The organism is Streptomyces sp. NPDC050263, from assembly GCF_040655955.1.
In the GTDB taxonomy this organism is placed as follows: domain Bacteria; phylum Actinomycetota; class Actinomycetes; order Streptomycetales; family Streptomycetaceae; genus Streptomyces.
In genome coordinates, this window is sequence record NZ_JBFAKW010000033.1 from 56,983 (window position 1) to 78,152 (window position 21,170).

Genomic DNA, 21,170 nt, shown 5'->3' on the forward strand with positions numbered 1-21,170 from the left:
CCACGAGAAAGTAACACTTGTGCATTCGGATACAGGTGCGCAATATTGAGGAGGTGGAGTTCGATCTACCGAGCAGTCCCGAGGTGAGGGACCGCCGAGTGCGGCGGTCGCGGTCGGCCCTGTTGTCGGCGGCGGTGCGGCTGGTCGGCGAGCGCGGCACGACCGCGCTGTCGGCGACCGAACTGGCCGAGGCCGCGGACGTGAGCCGACGGGTGCTGTATCTGCATTTCGGGGACCGTGACGGGGTCCTGATCGCGGCCGCGGTGGAACTCGTGACGCGGGAACTGCTGCCGCAGTTGCCGGAAGATCTCGAGGACGCGCCCACCACGCTCGCGATGGCCCGTCACTTCGCCGAACACCGACCGTTCTATCGCGCGATGCTGACCGGGTCGTGCGCGTACGCCGCGACCAGAACGGTGCTCGGCCTGCTGCGCTCCTACGGCATCGCCGGCGCCCGGCGGCGGTTCGTCGATCTCGACGAACAGGCCGCCGCCGAGGTGGCGGATTTCCTGACCGGGGCCGGGGCGATGGCACTGACCGCCTGGCTGGTCGACGGGCCGGACCCGTTGGACCCGGCCGAATTCGCCGAGCGGCTCATGCGGGTCGAGTCCGTCATCACCGGCGCCCACCCCGGCCGGGCCCGCGCGCACACGGAGGACCCCGGATGAGAACACCCCCACTGGCCAGTCCGTTCACGCAGAAGATGCTGGGACTGCCGGCGCCGATCACCCGGGACCTCGTGGTCGCACGCGACCTGAAGGTCCCGATGCGGGACGGCGCAGTGCTGCTCGCCGACCACTGGGCACCACGCGCCGGCGGCGGCGAGGGCCTGCCGACCGCCCTGCTGCGCAGCCCCTACGGGCGCGGTGGGCCGATGGCGATGCAACTGGCCCGGCCACTGGCCGAACGCGGCTTTCAGGTGCTGCTCCAGAGCACCCGCGGCACGGCCGGCTCCGGCGGGGACTTCGACCCGTTGCGCCATGAACGGCTCGACGGTCTCGACACCGTCGACTGGGTGTGCAAGCAGCCGTGGTTCGACGGATCCATGGTGCTCAGCGGCCCCAGCTACCTCGGCTACACCCAGTGGGCGATGGCCGACGAGCTGCCCGCCCAGGTCAAGGCGATGATTCCGGCGGTCACCGAGTCGGCGCTGGGTCTGCCGCTCCTGCACAAGGACGGCTTCGGCCTGGAAGGGCTGTTCGGCTGGGGCGTGCTCGTCGAGCTGCAGCGACGGCGCTGGGCGACGGCCCGGGTCATGCTGGGCGCTCGCCGACGCCACCGCGCCGAACGGTCGCTGCCGCTGTCCGGCGCCGACCGGATCGCCCTGGGCCGCCGCTCCGACCTCATTCAGAACTTCCTGGCCCACGACTCCGACTCGCCGTTCTGGTCCGGCACCGACGTCAGCGACGGGGTCCCGGACGTGACCGTCCCCGCCAGCCTCGTCGGCGGCTGGTTCGACGTGTTCCTGCCCGGCCAACTGCGCGACTACGCCCGCCTCGAGGCCGCAGGCCGTGAACCCCGCCTCACGGTCGGCCCCTGGGCCCACGCAGACGCCCCCGTCATCAAGACCATGCTGGCCGAGACCCTGGAGTTCGGGCTGGCCCACGCCCGCGGCACCGCCCCCGCCGATCGGGCGCCGGTGCGGGTTTTCGTCATGGGCGCGCAGGAGTGGCGCGACCTTCCGGCCTGGCCCCCGCCGGGATACGCACCGCAGCAGTTCCACCTTCATTCCGCCGGCCGCCTGGCCCTCGATCCGCCGCCGGATTCGGCGCCGGACAGCTACCGCTACGATCCGGCCGACCCCACCCCGGCCGTCGGCGGGGTGCGGATGGTGATCGACGTCAAGACCGGACGGGTCGACAACACGGCACTGGAGGCCCGCCCCGACGTCGTCACCTACACCAGCGACACCCTCACCGACGACGTCGAGATGATCGGGGAGGTCGCCGCCGACATCTGGTTCCGCTCCAGCCTGCCGCACGCCGACGTGTTCGTCCGCGTCTGCGACGTCGACCCCGCGGGCCGTTCCACCAACATCTGCGACGGCCTCACCGGCGTCGACGGAGCCGACGAGCTCTCCCGGGTCACGGTCACGCTGTCCCCCACCGCCTACCGGTTCCGGTCCGGGCACCGCATCCGCGTCCAGCTCTCCAGTGGCGCGTTCCCCCAGTACAACCGCAACCTCGGCACCGGCGAGCCCCGGCTGACCGCCACCCGACTGGAAGCAGCGGACCAGCACATATTCCACGACCTTGAGCACCCCTCCACGGTCAGCCTGCCCATGCGAACGCACTGACCGATCTCCCCGCCCGAGCAGGAGAGCGGCCGCTCGAAAAGCGCTCCGGCACCGTCCCCGGCGAGAGCGCCGACGGCGTCGAGCGTGAACCGGCCGTCCTGATCGACGACTTGGCCGTCGAGGTCCCGGACTTCCGGGTCACCTGCGGGTCAGGCCTTGCTTCCCCTGAGACCGCTGCGCACGAGCCCGACCACCTCGTCCTCGGACAGGCCCAGTGCGTGTGCCTCGGACACCAGCGAACGCACCTGCTCCAGGAGGCGTGCCCGGGCCGGGGTGCCGGCGAGCACGACCGCGCCGCGCCCTCGGCGCAGTTCGATCAGCCCTTCGTCGCGCAGCCGTTGGTAGCCGCGGAGCACGGTGTGGAGGTTGACACCGAGCGACGCGGCGAGCGCGCGGGCCGACGGCAGCCGCTCGCCCGGCGCCACCTCGCCGTCGGCGATGGCCCGCCGGACCCGCGCGGCGATCTGGTCGCCGAGCGGTACGGGCGATCCGGTGTCGACGCGGAACAGCACGTCAGTGCGCCTTTCGCCGGGCGATCAGAGAGTTGAGCAGGGCGGCCGCGGTAGCCGCGTCGTCGACCGTGACGGCGAACTCGCGGCCGCCCGCGCGGCGCACGACGAGCGTCGGTCCGGAGCGCAGGATCACCCCCGAGGCGCCAGGGCGGATCCGGTATCCCCAGCCGCCGAAGTCGCCGAGGGCGTCGATGTCGCGGTGCGAGGCGTCGGTCATCGCCTCCAGCGGCACGCGGATCCGGGGCCAGGGCAGTCGGCCCGGCGTCACCGTCAGCCCCTGGCGGCCCACGGTGACGTACAACCGGGCGAAGCAGAGGCAGAGCAGGCCGCCCGCCAGGAGGGCGCAGGCGGCGGGCAGCGCGGTGAACGGAAGCAGGGCCAGGGCGGCCGCCGTCAGCACCAGGCCCAGAGCGCCGAGCGGCCAGGAGCCGGTGGCGTGCGCCCAGGCGGCGAGTTCGCCGTCGGCCAGCCCGAGGCGGGGGTGCTCTCCGGGAGGCGGGGGCGGATCCAGGGGAGACGGGAGGACGCGGGCGGCCAGTCGGCCCGCGCCGGCGCAGGCCACGCCCACCAGGAGCGCGATCGCCAGGTGCCACGGGGGGAGCCGGACCGCGGACACGTCGTCGTACCCGCCGTGGTTGACCAGCTGTACGGAGACGAAGAGCGAGCCCATGAGCCCGGCGGTGCCGTATCCGGCCACCAGGAGCCGGACGCTGCGGGTGGCCGCCCGGGCTTGCAGGACGGCCATGGTCCCGGCGACCACCGCGAGCAGCGCCGCGCTCGTCGCCAGGAACGCAACGCGCCCGCTGAATCCGTCCGCCTGCCCGGTGAGGGTGAAGTGCGTGGCCATCCGGTCGGGCAGGCGGCGGTACATCACGGTGAACAGGACGGCATTGACGGCCAGGGCGCCGAGACAGGGGAGGGCGGCGAGGATGGGACCGTGCGCGGAGCGCTTCATGGGACTCCCGGCAGTCACAGTTGTTAGCAACATGGTAGAACAACTGCGCTGCCGGGAGCCGGGGTTTCAGGAGAGCCAGTCGGTGTAGCGGGTGGGGGCGAGGTGGGCGTCCTTGTCGGTGAGGACGTCCCCCTTGATGACGGCGAACATGCCGGCGGCGGGGTCGGTGACGACCGTGCGCTTGTCACCCTTGTGGGTCAGGGTGATCCGGCCCAGTTCGTCCAGGGAGAAGACCTCGGGGCCGGCGATGTCGCGGATGCCGTTCAGCGGGGCGCCCGCGGCGACCTCCGCCACCGCGGCGGCCACGTCCTTGGCGGCGATCGGCTGGATCGGCGTGGCGGGCAGCCGGACGGTGTCGCCGTCGGCGGTCCAGGCCAGGACGGCGTCCATGAACTCCATGAACTGCGTGGCCCGGACGATCGAGTAGGGGATCGGCCCGGCCTTGAGGATGTCCTCCTGGAGGACCTTGGCCCGGTAGTAGTCCATCTCCGGCACCTGGTCCGCGCCGACGATCGAGAGGATGACGAAGTGGCCGACGCCGCCCTTCTGCGCCGCGGCCAGCAGGTTGTCCATCGAGGTCTGGAAGAAGGCCAGGGAGGCTTCGTCGAAGGTCGGTGAATTCGTCAGGTTGACGAGGACGTCGGCTCCTGCCGCCGCCTCGTCCAGCCCCTGGCCGCTGAGGATGTCGACTCCGGTGGACTTCGAGTGCGGTACCGCCTGGTGCCCGGCGGCGTCGAGATCTCTGACGACCTGGGACCCGATCAGCCCGGTGCCGCCGATGACCGCAAACTTCATGGCATGCCTTTCATTTGCGCTTTGTGCCTCATGCTGTATATGAACCACCATGTGGGCGCAGATCGGATCGCGCCACATGGAGCACCGGTTCCGGCTGACGGCGGAAGCGGTCAGACGCAGTCGACGAATGTGACCGTCTCGTCGAGCGGCGCGCGGCCCGTGCGGGGGTGGGCCACCGTGACGTCCTCGAATCCGATGGACATGCCGCAGAAGAGGATGAGCTCCTCCGGCGGTGACAGGGTCTCCGCGACGCTCCTGTGGAACTTCGCCCATGCCATCTGCGTGCAGCTGTGCAGCCCTTCGGCGCGCAGCAGCAGCATGACGGTCTGCAAATACATGCCGACATCGGCCCACTGGGCGGGGCCCATGTCGCGGTCGATGTAGCAGAAGAGGGCGGCGGGCGCGCCGAAGCACTGCCAGTTCGCGGAAGCGGCTCTCTGGCGCGCCTCCAGATCCCCGCGAGCAATGCCGAGTGAGCCGTAGCGCTCCTCGCCGAAGGCGGATCGGCGCTCGTGGTACGGGGATTTCAGCACCGGCGGGTACTGCTGGTACTCCGGTTCGTCCCAGGCGTCGCCCGAGGCCAAGCGCTCGCCTGCGCGCTTCTTGAGTTCGGTCAGCGGCTCGCCGGTCAGCATGTAGGCGTGCCACGGCTGGATGTTCGATGCGGATGGCGCCCATGCCGCGGTGGACAGCACGCGCTCAAGTACCGCTCTGGGGATGGGTCGGTCGGTGAATCCGCGCACTGCCCGTCGGCTCGTGACCGCCTCACAGACGTCCAAGTTCGTCTGCCTCCCTGTCTGTTCGTCGCGCTGGCTTCATTACACTCGCAACGGTATCATTCGATACTGTCGTGATCGCAACCGTCACTCGGTGCGAACACCCACCCCACAGCCCCTGGTTGCCGCCGCGGGCGCAGTCGTTTGGAGAATGTCCATGGCCGTGCTTTTGCACATCGATTCGTCCGTGTTTCCCGGTGAGGCGTCTTCGTCCCGTTCCGTCGCGGCCGCCTTCCGCAAGGCGTGGCAGGAGCAGCACCCGGACGGCACGGTGATCCACCGCGACCTCGACGCCGACCCGGTCCCGCACATCAGCGCCGCCTCCCACGCCGCGGGCTTCGCCGACCCCGCCACGCACACTCCGGAGCAGGCAGCCGTGTTCGCCGCGCGCGTGAAGCTCATCGAGGAGCTGGAGCAGGCGGACGCCATCCTGATCGGCGCCCCGATGTACAACTTCACGATCCCGTCGACCCTCAAGGCATGGCTGGACAACGTGATCCTGCTCGGCCGCACCTCGGGCGAGAACCCCTCCGCGAAGGGCACCCCGGTCACCGTCGTCGCCAGCCGCGGCGGCTCCTACGCGCCGGGCACGCCGCGCGAGGGCTACGAGTACGTGCAGAACTTCATGGAGGCCGTCCTGCACGGTCTGCTCGGCCTGGACGTCCACTTCATCGTCCCGGAACTCACGCTGGCCCCCCGCAACGCGGCCATGTCCGAACTGGTCCCGCTCTACGAGGCCTCGCGCAAGCGGGCCCTCGAGGACGCGGCCACCAAGGCCAAGGAGCTCGCGGAGCGCATCACCGCGTAACTTCCGGACGGCAGACGCCGTGTGACGCCCTGTCTCCTCGGGGCGTCACACGGCGTCCTCGTCGCCTGTGTCGACTCCGCCTGTGCGGCGGGTGATGGTGCTGCGGACGTGCTTACGCCTCGTCACCTGCGGGATGGGCGATCCGGGTCAGCAGATCCGTCAGCCGCTCGGGCTCGCCCGGGCTCAGCGCGGCAGTCAGTCGCTCGGCCAGCGGCGCCGCGGCCACGTGAGCCGCGTCGAAGAGCTCGATGCCCTGCGGCGTGATCTCCACGGCGCGCACCCTGCGGTCCCCCGGAACGGCCTTGCGTACGGCCAGCCCCTTGCGCTCCAGGTCGTCGACGACCCGCATGATGCCCGCCTTGTCGGAGCCTGTCGCCGCCGTCAGGTCCCGCTGTACCGTGGGCCCGGAGTCGACCAGCACGATCAGCACGGCGAAGTGCCGCAACTCGATGCCGAGCGGCCGCAGCGCCTCCGTCATCACCGTGGCCGCCTGCCAGTGCGCCCGACGCAGCAGCAGGCCGAGAGCGAAGGGCGATTCGTCCCCGGGGCGGTCGGTCGCACGCACGGCGCTGGATCGGTGCGGAACATCGGCGGTCATGAAGCCACAGTACCGTCGCCCATTCACTCGATACGGTATCAATTGAAACTAAATGCGCGACACGCTGCCCTGCGGCTCAGCGGGTGTCAGCCCAGGACGACCGTGCCCGCATGGACGTTGCGCATGGCGCGCTCGACACTCTCCCGCTTCTCGCCGACCGGAGCCACGTAGTCCATCACACCGCGCGCGGCATCCTCTCCGAGCGTTCGGGTGATCACCCACGTGGCCAGATACTGCGAGGCCAGGCAGCCGCCCGCCGTGGCGATGTTCCCCTCGGCGTAGAACGGAGCGTCCAGCACGGTGACGCCGGCGGCTTCGACGAAAGGTCGGCTCGTCATGTCCGTGCAGGCGGGCATGTCACCCAGCAGACCGAGCCGCGCGAGCACCAGCGCGCCGGAACACTGCGAACCGATCAGCTGTCGCGCAGGGTCGAGCGACACCATGGACAGCAGTCGGTCGTCGGCGACGACGTCGCGCGTCTTCACCCCGCTGCCGATCAGCACGACGTCCGCCTCGGGCACGAAATCCATCGGGCGCTGCCCGGTCACCTCGACGCCGTTCATCGACGTGACCACCGGCGTCGGCGTCGTGACGAAAGCTTCCAGGCCGTCCCTGCGGCACCGGTTGATCAGCGCGGACGCGATGAAACTGTCGAGTTCGTTGAACCCGTCGAAGGTGACCACGGCTACCTGCATCACAGCTCCCCTTGTCTCTCGACTTCGGAGCTCGAGCGTAATGGTGCCCCTCCTCGTTCGGGGCCACGTCACGGCAGACTCTCTGTCGACTGCGGGGCCGCCCGGTAGATCGGTGGGGCGCCGCGGTCGGATCTGTCACCCTTCTCGGATGGGTGCATCGGGCGCAGTGGCCGACAGGGTCGCCGGCGGGGCAACCTTGGAGTTCCGGCCCGTGGGCTCCTCGACGGTGCCGCTGATACGCAGTCGTCAGCGGGTGTCGTCGCTCCGGTCGACCCGTCGAAAGTCGAGGTCGGGGACATCGTCCTCGCCCGTGTCGCCGGGACGGTGTATCTGCATCTGGCGTCGTCCGTGGACCGGGCCCGCAAGCGGGTGCAGATCAGCGGCAACCGGGGGCGGATCAACGGCTGGACCAGCCACGATCGTGTCTTCGGGATCTGCGTGGCGGTCGAGGGCGTTCCCCGGGCGGGCGCCGCGGCCAAGGTTCTCGCCGCCGACCCCGCCCGACCTGCCGCCGAGTAGCATGACCGGGTGAACACCTACTGGCACGTCGTTCTGCCGCCGCTCCGCGCCTGACCGGGCGCGGACACCGACGGTTTGATTCCCGGCCCCGACCGACCGGCAAGGCGGTCAGGGCCCGCTGTTGTCGTGCGCCCGTTTCGGATCGAGTCCCAGACGCATTCGACGACGGAAGATCACGACTGTGCCGAACCGCACGACCCCTCTGACTCCCACGCGCCCGGCCACCCTCGGCGCGCGCCCCTCTCGCACCCGCCTCCTCGGCGGCCCCACCCCCATCCTCGTCGCGGCCGTGCTGTGGGGGACGACCGGCACCGCCAGTTCGCTGGCACCGGCCGGCGCACCGGCGGCGGGCATCGGCTGCGCCGGTCTCACCCTCGGCGGCATCCTGCTGTTCCTCACCTCCCGCGGCGCGCGCTCACTGCCCGCCGCCTGCACGCGCTCCGAGCGGTGGCTGCTCGTCCTCGGCGCGCCGGCGGTGGCCGGCTATCCGGTCACGTTCTACCCGGCGGTGGCCCGCACGGGCGTGGCGGTCGCCACCGTGATCGCGCTGGGCAGCGCGCCCGTCTTCGCCGGACTGCTGTCCTGGATCACCGGACAGGCACGGCCGACCGCACGCTGGACCGGCGCCACCGCGGCCGCCGTACTGGGCTGCACCCTTCTCGTCCTGGGCCCCCGGTTCGCGGGACACACCACGCCCGTCGACATGACAGGCGTCGCGCTCGCCGCCTGCGCCGGGCTGTCGTACGCCGCCTACTTGCTGATCGGCGGCAGGCTCATCACCCACGGGCACGCTTCGGACGCGGTGATGGGCGTGCTGTTCGGCGCGGCCGGGCTGATCGTTCTGCCGCTCGTCCTGTCCGTCGACGTGCACTGGCTCGCCGCCGCCCGGGGCGCCGCAGTGGCTGTGTATCTCGCACTGTTCACCGTCTGCCTGGCCTACCGCCTCTTCGGGCACGGACTGCGCCGCACTCCGGCGTCGACGGCCGCCTCACTGACCCTGGCCGAGCCCGCCGTCGCGGCGGTCCTGGGCGTCACCGTCCTCGATGAGCGCCTGCCGGTTGCCTCCTGGTGCGGGCTGGCCGTCCTCGCCCTGAGCCTGCTCCTCCTGACCGTGCCGGTCGGAGCGGGCCGCCGGAACCGGTAGGGCAGTCCGTCGGTAAGGTGCTCGGGTGTTCAATCGGCTTGAGATCAGCGCGCTGCCACCGGGTCCTCGGTGGGCTGCCCAGCTGCGGTTCCGGGTCGACGGCGAGGAAGTGGTGGGGAAGGCGGTCGGCGAGGGAGGCCGTGGCCCGTTCACGGACGAAGCGCTGCCCGCCGATGGCCACAGCCCTCTCTCGGCGGTCGGCGAAGGCCGGCGCGTGGTGCTGGGAGAGCCCGAGTGCACGGGTGGGTGCTGCGGTTTTGTGTCGGTGTTCGTGCAGCGCCACGGTGGCGTCGTGGAATGGTCCGACTGGCAGGTGCCCGACGGCGAGGTGCGGCCCCCGGCGTACCACTTCGACGCCGATCGGTACGACGCCGAAGTGGCCCGAGCACGGGCATCGGCGGAGGGCCTGCGGGCATCGTCTTGACCTGAAGTGCGATTGAGCTTCTAGCGTTCGCGTCGGTCGATCGGCCGACGACGGGAGAACGCGCGCATGATCCTCGTGACCGGAGCCACCGGGAACATCGGAACCGCACTGTTGAAAGAACTGCACGCCCGGGGCGTCGGACCGCTGAGAGGGTTCACCCGGGACATCGCACGGGCCGCCTTCCCCGAAGGGGTCGAAGCCGCTGAAGGCGACCTGGCGGAGCCGGCGTCCCTGGCGTCGGCGCTCGACGGGGTGCGCTCGCTGTTCCTCGTCTCGCGCCTGGGCCCGGACGCCGACGTCCTCGAGGCCGCCCGGCGGGCGGGTGCCGAGCACGTGGTGCTGGTGTCGTCCATCACCGCCCAGACCCATCCGCGTCTCGGCCCCGCCGCCGAGAACCTGGCGGTCGAGCGGCTGCTCAAGGACAGCGGTATGGCCTGGACGATCCTGCGGCCGACGCAGTTCGCCTCGAACGCCCTGCTGTGGGCGGGGCCGATCCGAGACCGCGGGACGGTCCGTGCGCCCTACGCGGACATCGGACTTCCCACGATCCACCCCGCGGACATCGCGTCCGTGGCGCGGACGGCACTGGCCGACTCCCGCCATCGGGGGCGGACGTATGCCCTGACCGGCCCGGAGCGGGTGACGCCCCGGCAGCAGGTCGGGGCCATCGCGGCGGCACTGGGGCGGGAGGTGCCTTTCGCCGAGATCAGCCGCCGTGAGGCGCACGTTCAGATGGCGGCGGTCTTCGGCGCCGAGGCCGCGGACGCGGTGCTCGACGTCACCGGCGGGGACGTCAACGAGGAGCTGCTGACGGTGCGCGACACGGTCGCACAGCTCACCGGCACCCCGGCCAGGCCGTTCCGCCAGTGGGCCGCGGAGCAGGTCGGCGCCTTCCGCTGAGACGCCGACCTGCTCAGCACCGGCCCTTCGACACAACCGGTGTTCACACTGATGAACATTGCTCACGTGGGTGTACATCGTCGTTCTCCCTGTGCGACGCTCGGTCGACTCCTTTCTCAACTCCTTTCTCCTGCTGGTCAGTTGGAGGCGTAGGCATGAGTGTTTCCCGACGTGCTGTGCTGGCGACCGCGGCAGTCGCCGGTGTCTCCTCGACGCCGGCGGTGGGTGCGGCCGACGACCGGATCCCGGCGCCGACCCTGCGTACGCTCCGCGCGGCGGCCGATTACGCCGTCGAAAAGGTCCGCGTCGTCGCGCCGGGCGTGACCGCGTTCCCCGTCGGCACGAAGTTCGAGAAGTGGGTCTACTCGCAGAACGGCGACTGGGTCGGCGGGTTCTGGCCGGGGACGCTGTGGATGGCGTGGCTCCACACCGAGGACGAGGCGTTTCGCACCTGGGCGCTGGCGTCGGCGGAGAAACTGGCCCCGCGTCAGTACGACACCGGCACGCACGACCTCGGCTTCCTCTTCTACCCCTCGTGGGTCACCGCCTGGCGACTGACGGGCGACGACGTGTGGCGGGCGGGCGCGATACGGGCCGCCGACTCCCTGATCCAGCGGTACAACCCGCGCGGACGCTTCATCCGCGCGTGGGGCGCGCTGACCGATCAGCGCAACGCCGGCCGGGTCATCATCGACACGATGATGAACCTCGACCTGCTCGCGTTCGCGAGCCGGCAGACCGGCGACGCGAAGTATCTGGACATCGCCGTGGAGCACACGAGGACCGCCCGGCGCGTGTTCCCGCGCCCGGACGGATCGACCCCGCACGTCTTCGACTTCGACCCGGAGAGCGGCACGCCGATCGGGCCGAACACCGTGCAGGGCTACAGCCCTGCCTCCTGCTGGTCGCGCGGACAGGCGTGGGGAGTGTACGGATTCACGACGATGTACCGGCGGACCGGGAACGCGGAGTTCCTGGCCACCGCACGCGGCCTCGCGGACTTCGCGGTGCGATCCCTGACCCCGGACCATGTTCCGGTCTGGGACTACCGGGCGCCGCAACAGCCCCACGACATCAAGGACGCGTCGGCCGGTGCGATCATGGCCTGCGGTCTGCTCGACCTGGCCGCGGCCACCGGCCGACGCTCGTACCGTGAGGTCGCGTTACGACTGCTCACCGCGCTGGCGGAGACCTGCCTGACGACGAACTCCGCCCGTGCGGACGCGGTCGTGGCCCGCTGTACGCGCAACCGGCCGAACGAGGACGGGATCGAGATCTCCCTTCCCTACGCCGACTACTACCTCCTCGAGGGCATCCTGCGCGTGCTCCGGCCGCAGGACGTCGACCGGGCGATCGACCTGTCCGCCGTCTGAAGGCTTCAGCCCGCGATGGAGTCCAGTTGCTCCGCCGCCGGACGCAGGGCCCACAGGTCACCGCCCGGCGGCGCCTCCAGCAACGGAACGGCCCTGCGCGCCCGTGCGTCCCCGGCATCGGCGGCCGCGTGGACGACGTCGGTCGCCGCGTACCGGTGGAATTCGAGCTCCTGATGCGGCCAGGCGACGGATGCCGTCGCGGCGGGCAACAGGTAGTCGACCGCCTTGAACAGGCTCTGGCCGTCCGGACCCCGGTACGCCCACAGATTCACGCCGACGTGCCGGCCGATGGCCGCGAGCCGCGTGTAGGCCACCAGGTCGAAGGTCGAGTAGTGCCAGCTCCTGGTCCGTGTCAGCTCCTGCGGCTGGCTGCCGTCGGCCGCGATCTGCGGCGCGATGCGCCCGGTCCGGGCGGTCAGGATCGTTCGCCGGGCCAGTTCCTCGTCGCCGGTCGCATAGGCCAGGCCGGCGAGCTGCATGTCGTAGAAGGTGCCGTGGTTGTTGGTCGCGGCGGCCTCCGCCTTGCCGAAGTCGCTGTTCCTGAGCCAGCCGAGGAAGTCGGTGTTCCACTGCTTCATGCGGCCGCGGTCCGTCCTGGTCCAGCCCGGGGCGCCGGTGTCGAGCAGGGCGAGCGCGTCGAGGACGCTGGTGAAGGACTGCGAGAAGTCGATGACGCCGATGGCGCGACCGTCGTACTTGCAGGGGATGAACTGCGCATGGTCGAGGTTCGGGTTCATCCTCGTGGCCGGATCGAGGAACCAGGTCCGCAGTATCTGCCCGGCTTTCTCGGCGTACCGCCTCTTGCCGGTGTAGTACCAGGCGAGGGAGAGGTCGTACGCGGAGTCGAAGGTCTTCTCGACGTCCTGGCGGTCGGTGCCGGAGTCGACCTCGGGGTTGCGCTCGCCGTCGCGTTGCACATACGGACAGCCCCAGGGATTGTCGGCGGTGGGGGGCTTGGAGGGCCACCAGTAGGGCGCCTGGCTGAGGTAGTCGTGGACGTCGCCGCCGGGTGCGGGCCTGGGCTTGTCGACGACCGTCCAGGGGCCCTGATCCAGCCACCGGTCGGCGCGGGCCGTCAACAACCCTACGGCCCTGCGCAGTCGAGGGTCGCCGCGGTCGAGACGGAGTTTGGTCTGCTGCACGCGGGCGCCGTCCAGCACGGCGGTGTGCGGGACCCTGGGCGGCGGATGCGCCGTCACCCGCGCCGAGGCGGTGGGGACGGCCCCGGCGAACGCGGCCAGGGCCACCAGGAGGACGCCGAGGCGTGATCGTACGCTCATCGATCCACTCCGTTCAGGTAGGTGAACGAACCCCGCTCGTCGTCCACTGCCAGGCGCCCCAGCTCGCGCTGCGCCGCGTACAGGTTCCGCGGCCGAACCGCCCGCGGGCTGCCGTACAGCTCCAGGCGCGCATGCAGCTCACCCGTGAAGTCGGGGACGTCGATCTGGTCGAACTCCCTGACCTCGTCGATGCCGACGGTGGCGGAGTACGGCGCCAGGTCGTCGATCCTGACCAGGCCCGCCCGCGCGTTGGTGACCCGGATGTTCCAGTGCGTGAAGCGAGCCCCGAACAGGGGGCCGGCGCTCGCGTCACCGCCGTGGCGGCCGTTGTTGTTCACGGTGATGTCGGTGCGGACATTGGCGAAGGGCAGGCCGCGGTGGCTGTCGAAGGTGCCCATCCGCATGTCGCCGCGGGACCAGACGTTGTACGAGGACAGCCCCTCGACGTTGATGCCGTGCAGTTGGGTGTTGGCGGGCGCGGGGCTGGTGCGTTCCTCGATCGCGAAGTCCTCGACCAGGTTGTCGTGCGAGCCCTCGCGGCAGAAGTAGGGGTGGTGGGAACCGCGGCCGGTGACACGTGTACGCCGCAGGGTGCACGCGGAGGCGGCCACCAGGCCGAAGCCGTTGTCGACGTGGCGGACCGTCACGTCGTCCACCCAGCAGTCGTACGCGCACTGGAGGACGACCCCGTTGTGGCCCTTGTCGAGCAGATGCGGCTGCTGTGGGGTCTCCACCGCCTCCAGCGTCAGTCCCTCCACCCCCGCGCCTGTCAACTCCGGTACATGTGTGGTGAGTCGGGGGCTCCACTCCGGGCGTACGTCGAGCGGGAGCGGGCGTTCGAGGGTGACCCTGCGGCCGTGGATCCGGGCGATGCGGACGGGCCATTCGTAGGGGACGTACGACGTCAGCTTCGTCTTGTCGTCCCAGGAATAGGCCTCCGGTCCCGGGCCGCCGCCGCACATGTGCTCGAGGAGCGTGTGGTCCGCGTCGTCGGCGAGGCGGAGGAGGACCAGGGCGTTGGGGCGCAGCGACGAAGCGTCCGTCACCGTGATCGTCCATGAGCCGCGCCGCGCCGGTGGGACCGAGGTGAGGGGACGCCACTCGTCGCGCCGGTTGCCCGTCCAGCCCTCGAAAGGCCAGGCCTTCGCCCTGATCGCGGCGGTGAGAGAGGTCCAGCGGGCCTTGGGAGCCAGCCAGATCAGGCCGCCCGCCCACGACCAGCCCGACTTGTCGCCGCCGTAGCGGGAGCCGTACGGCCCGATCAGCTCGGTGAGGTTCTTCGTCGCGTAGAGCGTGGTGCGGCCGCTGCCGGCGCCCTTGAGGATCACGTTCGAGCGGTCGACGCGGATCACGTCGTCGATCCGGAACGTGCCCGGCGGGATGGTGACCGTGCCACCGCCGGCCCTGCCGGCAGCGGCGATGGCACGGTTGATCGCGGGGGCGGAGTCGGTCGCGCCGCCTGCCACGGCGCCGAAATCGCGTACGTCGGCGACGACGGGGCGGCGGGGGAGGCGGACCGCCCCGCCGCGGCAGCCGGCCCGGCCGACGTACGGGATCTGCGGGTGGGTGAAGGGTGTGCGCCTGAACTCCCGCCAGACAGCCGGGGTTTCGACCGCCGCGGCACCCGGGTCGACCGCCGCCGCGGTGCCGGCGCCGGCCGCCACCGCGATGGCGCTTCCCAGCAAGGCTCGTCTAGTCATGCTCATGACATTCTGACCGCCCGTGGCGGCCGTGTGCGCGTCTCTCATGCCCGTTCGCCCTTCCCATGCGTTTCATGGATGTGAACGACGTTCATATGTGCGTTGATCGGTGAGCATGCCACGACGTCGTTGAGTGCGAAAGGGGTCACGCAGCGTTTATCGCCTGGACCGAGGGCTCCGGTGCCGGGGGAGCGCGGAGGAAAACCGATCGTCTCCGGGGCGTCGGCGGCCGTACGGTACGCGGGTTGTCGTGACGGAGAGGCGGTTCGGTGGACGTGACACCCGGCGCAAAGACGCGGGAGCAGTTGGCGGACGCGGCGCGGGCCGCGCTGGGCGGCGGGCGGCGGCTGGAGGCGGTCGAGCGGATCGCGGGCGGCACCAAGAAGGGCGTGTACCGCCTGGTCATGGACGACGCGACGACGGCGATCGCCTACCTGTGGGACGACGCCGAGAACTACTGGCCGGCGGCCGAGGAGGACGACGACCTCACCGACCCCTTCTCGCCCGGTCTCGGCCTCGACCTGTTCGAGGCCGCGCACGCACGGCTGCACGCGCTCGGGGTCCATGTCCCGGCGATCCGTCTCGTCGACCGCGACGGCGCTCACTGCCCGGCCGACCTCGCGATCGTCGAGGATCTCCCGGGCGAGACCTTGGAGCGACTTCTCGCGCGCGCCCCCCGCACGGCCGCGCCGGTCATGGCCCGGCTCGGGGAGGCGCTCGATGCGATGCGGCGGCACCGTGCGCCCACGTACGGCAAGGTGGCCGTCGTCGACGGGGGAGGCGCATCACGCGGGACGTCGTGCGAGGGAGTCGTCCTGGACCGTGCGCTGCGGGACCTTGCCGAAGCGGCGTCGCGTGACCCGCGGATCGCCGGAGCCCGCGACCGGCTGGAAGAGCGACTGTCGAGTCTCGCGGCGGCGGTGCGCCCTCGCGCGCAGTACGCGGTCGTGCACGGCGAACTGGGCCCCGACCACGTACGGGTGGACGCGTCCGGCGACCCCGTGGTGATCGACATCGAGGGCACGATGTACTTCGACGTCGAGTGGGAGCACGTCTTCCTGCGGATCCGCCTGCACGACGCCTACCGGCCGCTGGAGGCGGACGGCCTGGACGAGGACCGCCTCGCGCTCTACCTGCTGGCCCAGCGACTCTCCCTGACGGCGGGTCCATTGCGGCTGCTCGACGGGGGCTTCCCCGACCGGGCGTTCATGGCGGGCATCGCCGAACACAATCTGAAGCAGGCGTTGGGACTGGTCCGCGACTGAACGCGCCGGGGATTGCCGCCGCCCTCCTCTTTCGGTCATGTACACACGCGCATTTCGTCATGTTCATGATGGTCATGCGCGGTCGGTCCAGACTGCAGGTGCACGACTCGCCCGGCAACCGCCACAGAAGGAGTTCCTGTGCCGAACGACAGCCGAGTCACGCGTCGCCTGAGTCTGAAGACCGCTATCGTCGCGGCGATGGCCCTCCCCCTGCCCCGTACCGCCCCGACCGCCGAACCCACCGCCGCGGCGGCGGAAATCGCCGGTCCCCGTCTCGACGTCATGTCCTTCAACCTGCGGTTCGCGAGCACCCTCCTGCCCAACAGCTGGGCCGTGCGCAGGCCGGTGATGCGCGAACTGCTGCGGCAGCGGGCGCCCCACGTCATCGGCACCCAGGAAGGACTCCATCAGCAACTCCTCGACATCGCGGCCGACCTCGGAACGAACTACCGCTGGATCGGCACCGGACGCGCGGGCGGCACCCGCGACGAGTTCATGGCCGTCTTCTACGACACCCGCCGCCTCGCGCCGGTCGAGTACGCCCACTTCTGGCTCTCCGACACTCCGGAGGTGGCCGGCTCGAACACCTGGGGCGGCGGCTCCATCCGTATGGTCACCTGGGTCCGGTTCCGCGATCTGCAGGACGGCGACCGGCAGTTCTACGTCCTGAACACCCACCTCGACAACCTCAGCCAGTACGCGCGCGAGCGTTCCGCGTCCCTGATCGCCCAGCGGATCGCCGGGTTCGACCAGTCCCTGCCCGTCGTCGTCACCGGCGACTTCAACGTGGCGGCCCACAAGAACAAGGTCTACGACACGATGCTCGGGGCCGCACTGGTCGACACCTGGGACGCGGCGGCCGAGCGCAGCGCCCTCTACGCGACCTTCCACGGCTACCTGCCGCTGACGCCCGGCGGTGACCGGATCGACTGGATCCTGGCCACGCCGGAGGTCACGGTGCACCGGGCCTCGATCGACACCTTCGCCCTGAACGGGCAGTTCCCCAGCGACCATCTGCCCGTACAGGCCGCGCTGACCCTGGGCTGACACCACCGCAGCACCCGCCCCGGCCGCAGTCCCCTCCCTTCAGGGAGGGGAGCATTCAAACGACGATGCACGTCATGGCCGCCCACAGCAGGGGTGAGTGCTCGATCCGGCCGTCGGTGCGCCAGCGGTCGAGCTGTTCGCGCTGCCAGCGCCCGAGCCGCCGCACGGGGTCAGGGTCCTCATGGGCGTCGTCGACGGCGATGATCGCCTCCGACAGCGGGCGCACGGACTCGGGCAGACCGGCCAGCCGGTGGAACGCGAAGCTGGTCGGCAGCACCCAGCGGGTGGCGGTGACCAGCTCGGCGCCGTTGTGGATCATCGCCGTGGCCAGGCCGAACGACTCGGCGAACCGCAGATCGCCACCGCTCTCACAGCCGATCAGGGCGACCCGCGGCGGCGCGGGCCAGATCCGCGCACCCGGCTCACCGTCGGCCCGCAGAGGCAGTGTGCCCAGCAGGAGGTCCTTGGCCGACAGCGGCCGATGCGCGCGGACCGCCTCGGCCAGGCCCACGGTCTCCGGACCGCAGGACAGATGCAGCGTGCCGTCCTCGCTCTGCCCGCCCTCGACCGGAGCGCCGCTCACATGCCCGACGTACATCAGTCGGCGTGCCCCCTTGCGGAGCACGCCGCTCAGCCAGTCCCGGTCCAGGTCGGTGCGGCGGAACGCCTCCGCCGGGCCGGCGAGAGACGGCTCGACGGCGCCCGCGTCGAGGCGGCTTCGGACCAGCGCCAGCAGCTCCGGATCCGAGCCGGGCGGCCCCAGGACCGAGCCCAGCGGGGAGTCGGCGCGGAATCCGGGCACCCGGGGGTCGAGGACGAGCACGACCGGGCCGGTGTCCCGCGCCGGCCCTTCAGGAGCGCGCCGCGCCGTGTCCTGCCGTCGCAACGACGTCGGCGCGGTGGTCACCACGTCCGCCAGCTCGATGAGCCGGGTGCCGGCGTCGTCGACGGCCAGCAGTTCCCAGGGGACCTGAGCGACCCGGGGCGACGGCTGGATGCGGACCAGCGGGCGGCCCGCGCGCTCCGACACCTGGCGGATCTGCGCCGTCAGCCCCTCCGGCCACAGCGCCTCGGCCAGCGCCCGCGCGAGCTGCCGCTCGGCGCGGTGATCGGCCAGCGCGCCCGACGCGAACGCACGCCGCATCCCCGCCGTTCCCTCGCCCGAGCCGGGGAGCGCCTCGGTCAACTCGCGTACCGCACGGTCGACTTCGGCGGCGAGGCCGTGTCCGGTGCCGAACCCCTGGGCGCCGCCGGCCCATGTCCACGTCATGAACAGGTCACCGGCGTCGGCCAGCCGGATCTGGACCACGGGGCGGGCGGTCAGCTGGTCGGTGATCCAGAACGGCACCTCCGCCTCGTCCACGATCCGCCGGCGATAGCGGAACTCGGCCGCCGCGATGAACTCCTGGAGCGCGACGCGGCCGGACTCCGCCGACATCCGCACCTTCGGCGGCGGCGCGACCCGCAGCCCGGCGGAGGCGGCGGCCTCGGCGGCCACACCCCCGAGGGCCGTCGGCCCGCCGTCGCCGTACGTCTTCATGCCCGCGTCCGGGAAGGCCGACGGCCCGTCGTGCCCGTAGCCGGGGCCCGGCCCTGGACCCAGTGCCAGCGCCGCGCCCGCGCACCGGTGTTCCACCAGCTCGAAGAGGAGCCCCTGGTCCTGGCGGCGCACGGCGAGACGGAACGCCAACTGCATGGCCCTGTCCGCCAGTCGCAGCCACTGGGTGCGGGCGTGGGCGGTGACGAAGTCATGGCGGGCCGCCGCCAGCGCCAGAGCGGCGGGCAGGGCGAGGGAGAGCGCGGTGTCGATGGACCGTGTCTCGTGCGGGCCGTGGTCCGTCCGGTTCAGGTTGTCCTCAAGGGTGCTCGCGAGCATGAGGTCGACCTGGGCGCACCGCTCGTGGATCTCCCGCGCCCGGTAGACGTCACGGGCCCCCTGGGCCAGCCGCTTCATCTCCTCGATGTCGCCCCGATCGTACGCGTGTTGGGCGCTCAGCAGCATGGTGTCGGCGGCGGCCACCGAGGCGCCGAGCCGCTCGAACCGATCCAGGCTCGCCGCCGCGAGGTCGTGCGCGCCGACGGTGTCGCCGCGCAGGCCGGCGAGATGGCTGCGGGCCTGCTCGCAGACCGCCAGATCACCGAACCGCCGCTGCTCCTCGAAGAACGCGGACGCCTCGGCGAACAGCCGCTCCGCGAGGTCGAGTTCACCGCGCTCCATCGCGAGGGACGCCCGGTGCGCGAGCAGCGTCTGCCGCTCCCCGGTGTCCCCCAGGGCCCGGAAGCCGTCGTCCGCGCGGGCGAAGCAGTCCTCGGCCAGGTCGTACCGCCCGGTCGTGACGCAGATCGTGCCGAGCGCGGTCAGCAGCCGTGGGACGGTCTCCGCCGCCGTCTCCGCAGTGATGGACAGCAGGAGCGTGGCCTGTTCCTCGGCCGCTCCCCACTCGCCCCGGTTCATCAGCAACAAGACCCGGTTCAGGCCGAGTTCGGCGGCGCGCAGCCCGTCGGGGTCCTCGAACTCCGGGAACAGGGCCGCCGCTTCGTCCAGGCAGGCCATCGACTCGTCCAGCCGCCCCGTCCTGCTCATCACGTCGGACCTGGCGATGAGGGTCTTCAGTACGGTTTCCAGCCACAGTTGACGGCCTCGCGGGCCCATCTGCGCCGACGCGACGCCGTCGAGCAGAGCCCGGGACCGCTCGACCGCGTTCTCCGCAGCGGGCAGGTCCGAGGAGGTCAGCAGGACACTGGCCAGGTCGCACAGCAGGTGCGCGCGCAGGAACTGTACGTCGGGTGAGTCCTCGATGGACTCGGCCAAGGCGAGCAGCTCGCCGTAGACGGCGCACGCGGCCGCGAAGTCGGCGGCCATGTGGTGCTCGTGGGCCAGGGCGAAGCCGCTGTCGAACGGTTCCCCGTACAACTGCATCGCCGCTCGGACCTCTGGCTCGTTCGCGTCCGGCATCCGTCAGTAGTCCTCACCGGTGGCGGTGGCGGCGAGGAGCTCGGCGAGGAAAGGCGCCGAGCAGGCGTCGCAGGCGTCGTCGGACGTCCGGGGCTGTGCCGCGTCGGCCAGTCGCCGCCGGGCCAGGGCGCGGATCGCGTCACGGTCGGCGCGGCCCTCGGGACCGGCGCCCGGGTCGAAACCGGGCAGCAGGACACCGACTTCGACATGCGGCGGCGTCGCCACGGCAGGCACATCCGGACTCGGGTTCAGGTCGAGATCCGCCCGGCCGGTCCACACGTCGTCCCGTCTGGCGAGGGGCACCCGGCTCGGAGGACCGCCGTGCACCCGGACCTCCGCGACGAGAAGCGCACCGGCGACGGGTGCCGCGACGTGCGCGACGACCTCGACCTCGATCCGGCGGCGCGCACCGAGCGCGCGAGCGGTCCAGGACACGGAGTCCTCGGCGGCGTCGACGAACCCCGGCGGGTAGCGCCGCCAGTCGTTGGTCCCCGTACCCCGGGCGATGACCCGGCCGCCGACGACGGGAGCGTCGCCCGCCGCGAGGGCATAGCCGTCCCGCCGTGCGAACGGAACGCCCGCGTCGACCGGAGTGCCGGCGGGGCCGCGCTCCAGGGCCGAGCGCAGGTCGCGCAGGTCCGGCCCGACCAGCGCGGCGCCGTCCGCCGCGCTGTCGATCAGCCACAGGACGTTCTCCAGGCGGCGTGCCGTGGCCGCCGGTCGGGGCGCCGCGCGCCACCACTGGATCAGTGGGTCGAGTGCGGCCCGGTGCTCCAGGATCAGATCGGCCACGCAGTCGTCGGGCTGGTCGTCCAAGTCGTCGAACAACTGCTGGCATCGGTGGGTCACCGCGGCCAACTCCAGCCCCAGCACGTCCGGTTCGAGCAGGGGGATGCCGTCCGTGTACGACGCCGGCCACCACCGGGCCGCCCAGTGCCCGAAGCCGAGCCGGGCGGCGGCGCACGCGAGCGGGGTCGGCTCCGCCGACACCGGTACGCGCACCGGCTCGTCCGGTCCCGCCGCGGCCGCGCACTCGTGCACGGCCGGGCCGACCCCCGCGCCGTAGACCGCCCCCAGCCAATGCAGCGACCGCCCCACGGAGTGCACTGCCCCCACCGGCAGCCCCG

The 21,170-nt window shown here is 71.6% G+C and carries 20 protein-coding genes; 10 read left to right on the forward strand and 10 right to left on the reverse strand.

Annotated elements, in window-relative coordinates; genetic code table 11:
- Positions 1-83: 83 nt before the first annotated feature.
- Positions 84-668, forward strand: coding sequence for a helix-turn-helix domain-containing protein (locus tag AB0J04_RS17625; protein WP_363169354.1), 585 nt, complete (start codon positions 84-86; stop codon positions 666-668).
- Positions 665-2,296, forward strand: a complete 1,632-nt coding sequence (locus tag AB0J04_RS17630) for a CocE/NonD family hydrolase (RefSeq protein ID WP_363169355.1) — start codon at positions 665-667, stop codon at positions 2,294-2,296. Before AB0J04_RS17625 ends, AB0J04_RS17630 begins: the two co-directional genes overlap by 4 nt.
- Positions 2,297-2,445: 149 nt before the next feature.
- Here AB0J04_RS17630 and AB0J04_RS17635 read toward each other — a convergent pair whose 3' ends face one another.
- The 4 genes from AB0J04_RS17635 to AB0J04_RS17650 all read right to left on the reverse strand — a co-directional run bounded on the left by AB0J04_RS17635 (position 2,446) and on the right by AB0J04_RS17650 (position 5,337).
- A complete protein-coding gene (locus AB0J04_RS17635; RefSeq protein ID WP_363169356.1) occupies positions 2,446-2,808 on the reverse strand; it encodes a GntR family transcriptional regulator in 363 nt (120 codons plus the stop codon).
- Between the two features lies 1 nt (position 2,809).
- Entirely contained in the window at positions 2,810-3,763 is a 954-nt protein-coding gene (locus tag AB0J04_RS17640) for a DUF1648 domain-containing protein (protein ID WP_363169357.1), read from the reverse strand.
- 66 nt (positions 3,764-3,829) lie between these two features.
- On the reverse strand, positions 3,830-4,558 hold the full coding sequence (locus tag AB0J04_RS17645) for an SDR family oxidoreductase (protein ID WP_363169358.1): 729 nt from the start codon (positions 4,556-4,558) through the stop codon (positions 3,830-3,832).
- Positions 4,559-4,668: 110 nt separating this feature from the next.
- On the reverse strand, positions 4,669-5,337 hold the full coding sequence (locus AB0J04_RS17650; protein ID WP_363169359.1) for a nitroreductase: 669 nt from the start codon (positions 5,335-5,337) through the stop codon (positions 4,669-4,671).
- A gap of 154 nt (positions 5,338-5,491) precedes the next feature.
- Here AB0J04_RS17650 and AB0J04_RS17655 point away from each other — a divergent pair, with 154 nt between their 5' ends.
- Entirely contained in the window at positions 5,492-6,142 is a 651-nt protein-coding gene (locus tag AB0J04_RS17655; protein ID WP_363169360.1) for an NAD(P)H-dependent oxidoreductase, read from the forward strand.
- Positions 6,143-6,254: 112 nt separating this feature from the next.
- Here AB0J04_RS17655 and AB0J04_RS17660 read toward each other — a convergent pair whose 3' ends face one another.
- Positions 6,255-6,740: a MarR family winged helix-turn-helix transcriptional regulator gene (locus AB0J04_RS17660; RefSeq protein WP_363169361.1), complete on the reverse strand. Its 486-nt coding sequence runs from the start codon at positions 6,738-6,740 to the stop codon at positions 6,255-6,257.
- Between the two features lie 86 nt (positions 6,741-6,826).
- Entirely contained in the window at positions 6,827-7,435 is a 609-nt protein-coding gene (locus tag AB0J04_RS17665; protein WP_363169362.1) for a DJ-1/PfpI family protein, read from the reverse strand.
- A 324-nt stretch (positions 7,436-7,759) separates the two neighbouring features.
- On the opposite strand from AB0J04_RS17665, the gene AB0J04_RS17670 reads away from it, so the two are divergent.
- The 5 genes from AB0J04_RS17670 to AB0J04_RS17690 all read left to right on the forward strand — a co-directional run bounded on the left by AB0J04_RS17670 (position 7,760) and on the right by AB0J04_RS17690 (position 11,795).
- Positions 7,760-7,954 (forward strand): hypothetical protein, encoded by a 195-nt coding sequence (locus AB0J04_RS17670; RefSeq protein WP_363169363.1) that lies wholly within the window; start codon positions 7,760-7,762, stop codon positions 7,952-7,954.
- Between the two features lie 181 nt (positions 7,955-8,135).
- The gene (locus AB0J04_RS17675) at positions 8,136-9,098 is read left to right on the forward strand and encodes an EamA family transporter (RefSeq protein ID WP_363169364.1); all 963 of its coding nucleotides are present in this window, start codon (positions 8,136-8,138) and stop codon (positions 9,096-9,098) included.
- A 25-nt stretch (positions 9,099-9,123) separates the two neighbouring features.
- Positions 9,124-9,522 carry a hypothetical protein gene (locus tag AB0J04_RS17680; protein ID WP_363169365.1) on the forward strand — a complete coding sequence of 133 codons (399 nt, stop codon included), beginning with the start codon at positions 9,124-9,126 and terminating at the stop codon, positions 9,520-9,522.
- Positions 9,523-9,588: 66 nt separating this feature from the next.
- Complete coding sequence (locus tag AB0J04_RS17685; protein ID WP_363169366.1) at positions 9,589-10,422, forward strand: NAD(P)H-binding protein; 834 nt, start codon at positions 9,589-9,591, stop codon at positions 10,420-10,422.
- Positions 10,423-10,577: 155 nt separating this feature from the next.
- Positions 10,578-11,795 carry a glycoside hydrolase family 88 protein gene (locus AB0J04_RS17690; protein ID WP_363169367.1) on the forward strand — a complete coding sequence of 406 codons (1,218 nt, stop codon included), beginning with the start codon at positions 10,578-10,580 and terminating at the stop codon, positions 11,793-11,795.
- Positions 11,796-11,800: 5 nt separating this feature from the next.
- Here AB0J04_RS17690 and AB0J04_RS17695 read toward each other — a convergent pair whose 3' ends face one another.
- Positions 11,801-13,075, reverse strand: a complete 1,275-nt coding sequence (locus AB0J04_RS17695) for an alginate lyase family protein (RefSeq protein ID WP_363169368.1) — start codon at positions 13,073-13,075, stop codon at positions 11,801-11,803.
- Positions 13,072-14,781: a glycosyl hydrolase family 28-related protein gene (locus AB0J04_RS17700; RefSeq protein WP_363169369.1), complete on the reverse strand. Its 1,710-nt coding sequence runs from the start codon at positions 14,779-14,781 to the stop codon at positions 13,072-13,074. Before AB0J04_RS17700 ends, AB0J04_RS17695 begins: the two co-directional genes overlap by 4 nt.
- Positions 14,782-15,164: 383 nt before the next feature.
- Here AB0J04_RS17700 and AB0J04_RS17705 point away from each other — a divergent pair, with 383 nt between their 5' ends.
- Both AB0J04_RS17705 and AB0J04_RS17710 read left to right on the forward strand, forming a co-directional pair.
- Entirely contained in the window at positions 15,165-16,040 is an 876-nt protein-coding gene (locus AB0J04_RS17705) for a phosphotransferase (protein WP_363169374.1), read from the forward strand.
- A 138-nt stretch (positions 16,041-16,178) separates the two neighbouring features.
- Positions 16,179-17,087 (forward strand): endonuclease/exonuclease/phosphatase family protein, encoded by a 909-nt coding sequence (locus AB0J04_RS17710; protein ID WP_363169370.1) that lies wholly within the window; start codon positions 16,179-16,181, stop codon positions 17,085-17,087.
- Positions 17,088-17,142: 55 nt separating this feature from the next.
- Here AB0J04_RS17710 and AB0J04_RS17715 read toward each other — a convergent pair whose 3' ends face one another.
- Together AB0J04_RS17715 and AB0J04_RS17720 are read right to left on the reverse strand one after the other, a co-directional pair.
- The gene (locus tag AB0J04_RS17715) at positions 17,143-20,043 is read right to left on the reverse strand and encodes a hypothetical protein (protein WP_363169371.1); all 2,901 of its coding nucleotides are present in this window, start codon (positions 20,041-20,043) and stop codon (positions 17,143-17,145) included.
- Positions 20,044-20,046: 3 nt separating this feature from the next.
- Positions 20,047-21,170 (reverse strand): hypothetical protein (locus tag AB0J04_RS17720; protein WP_363169372.1); only part of this gene is annotated, 1,124 nt, incomplete at its 5' end.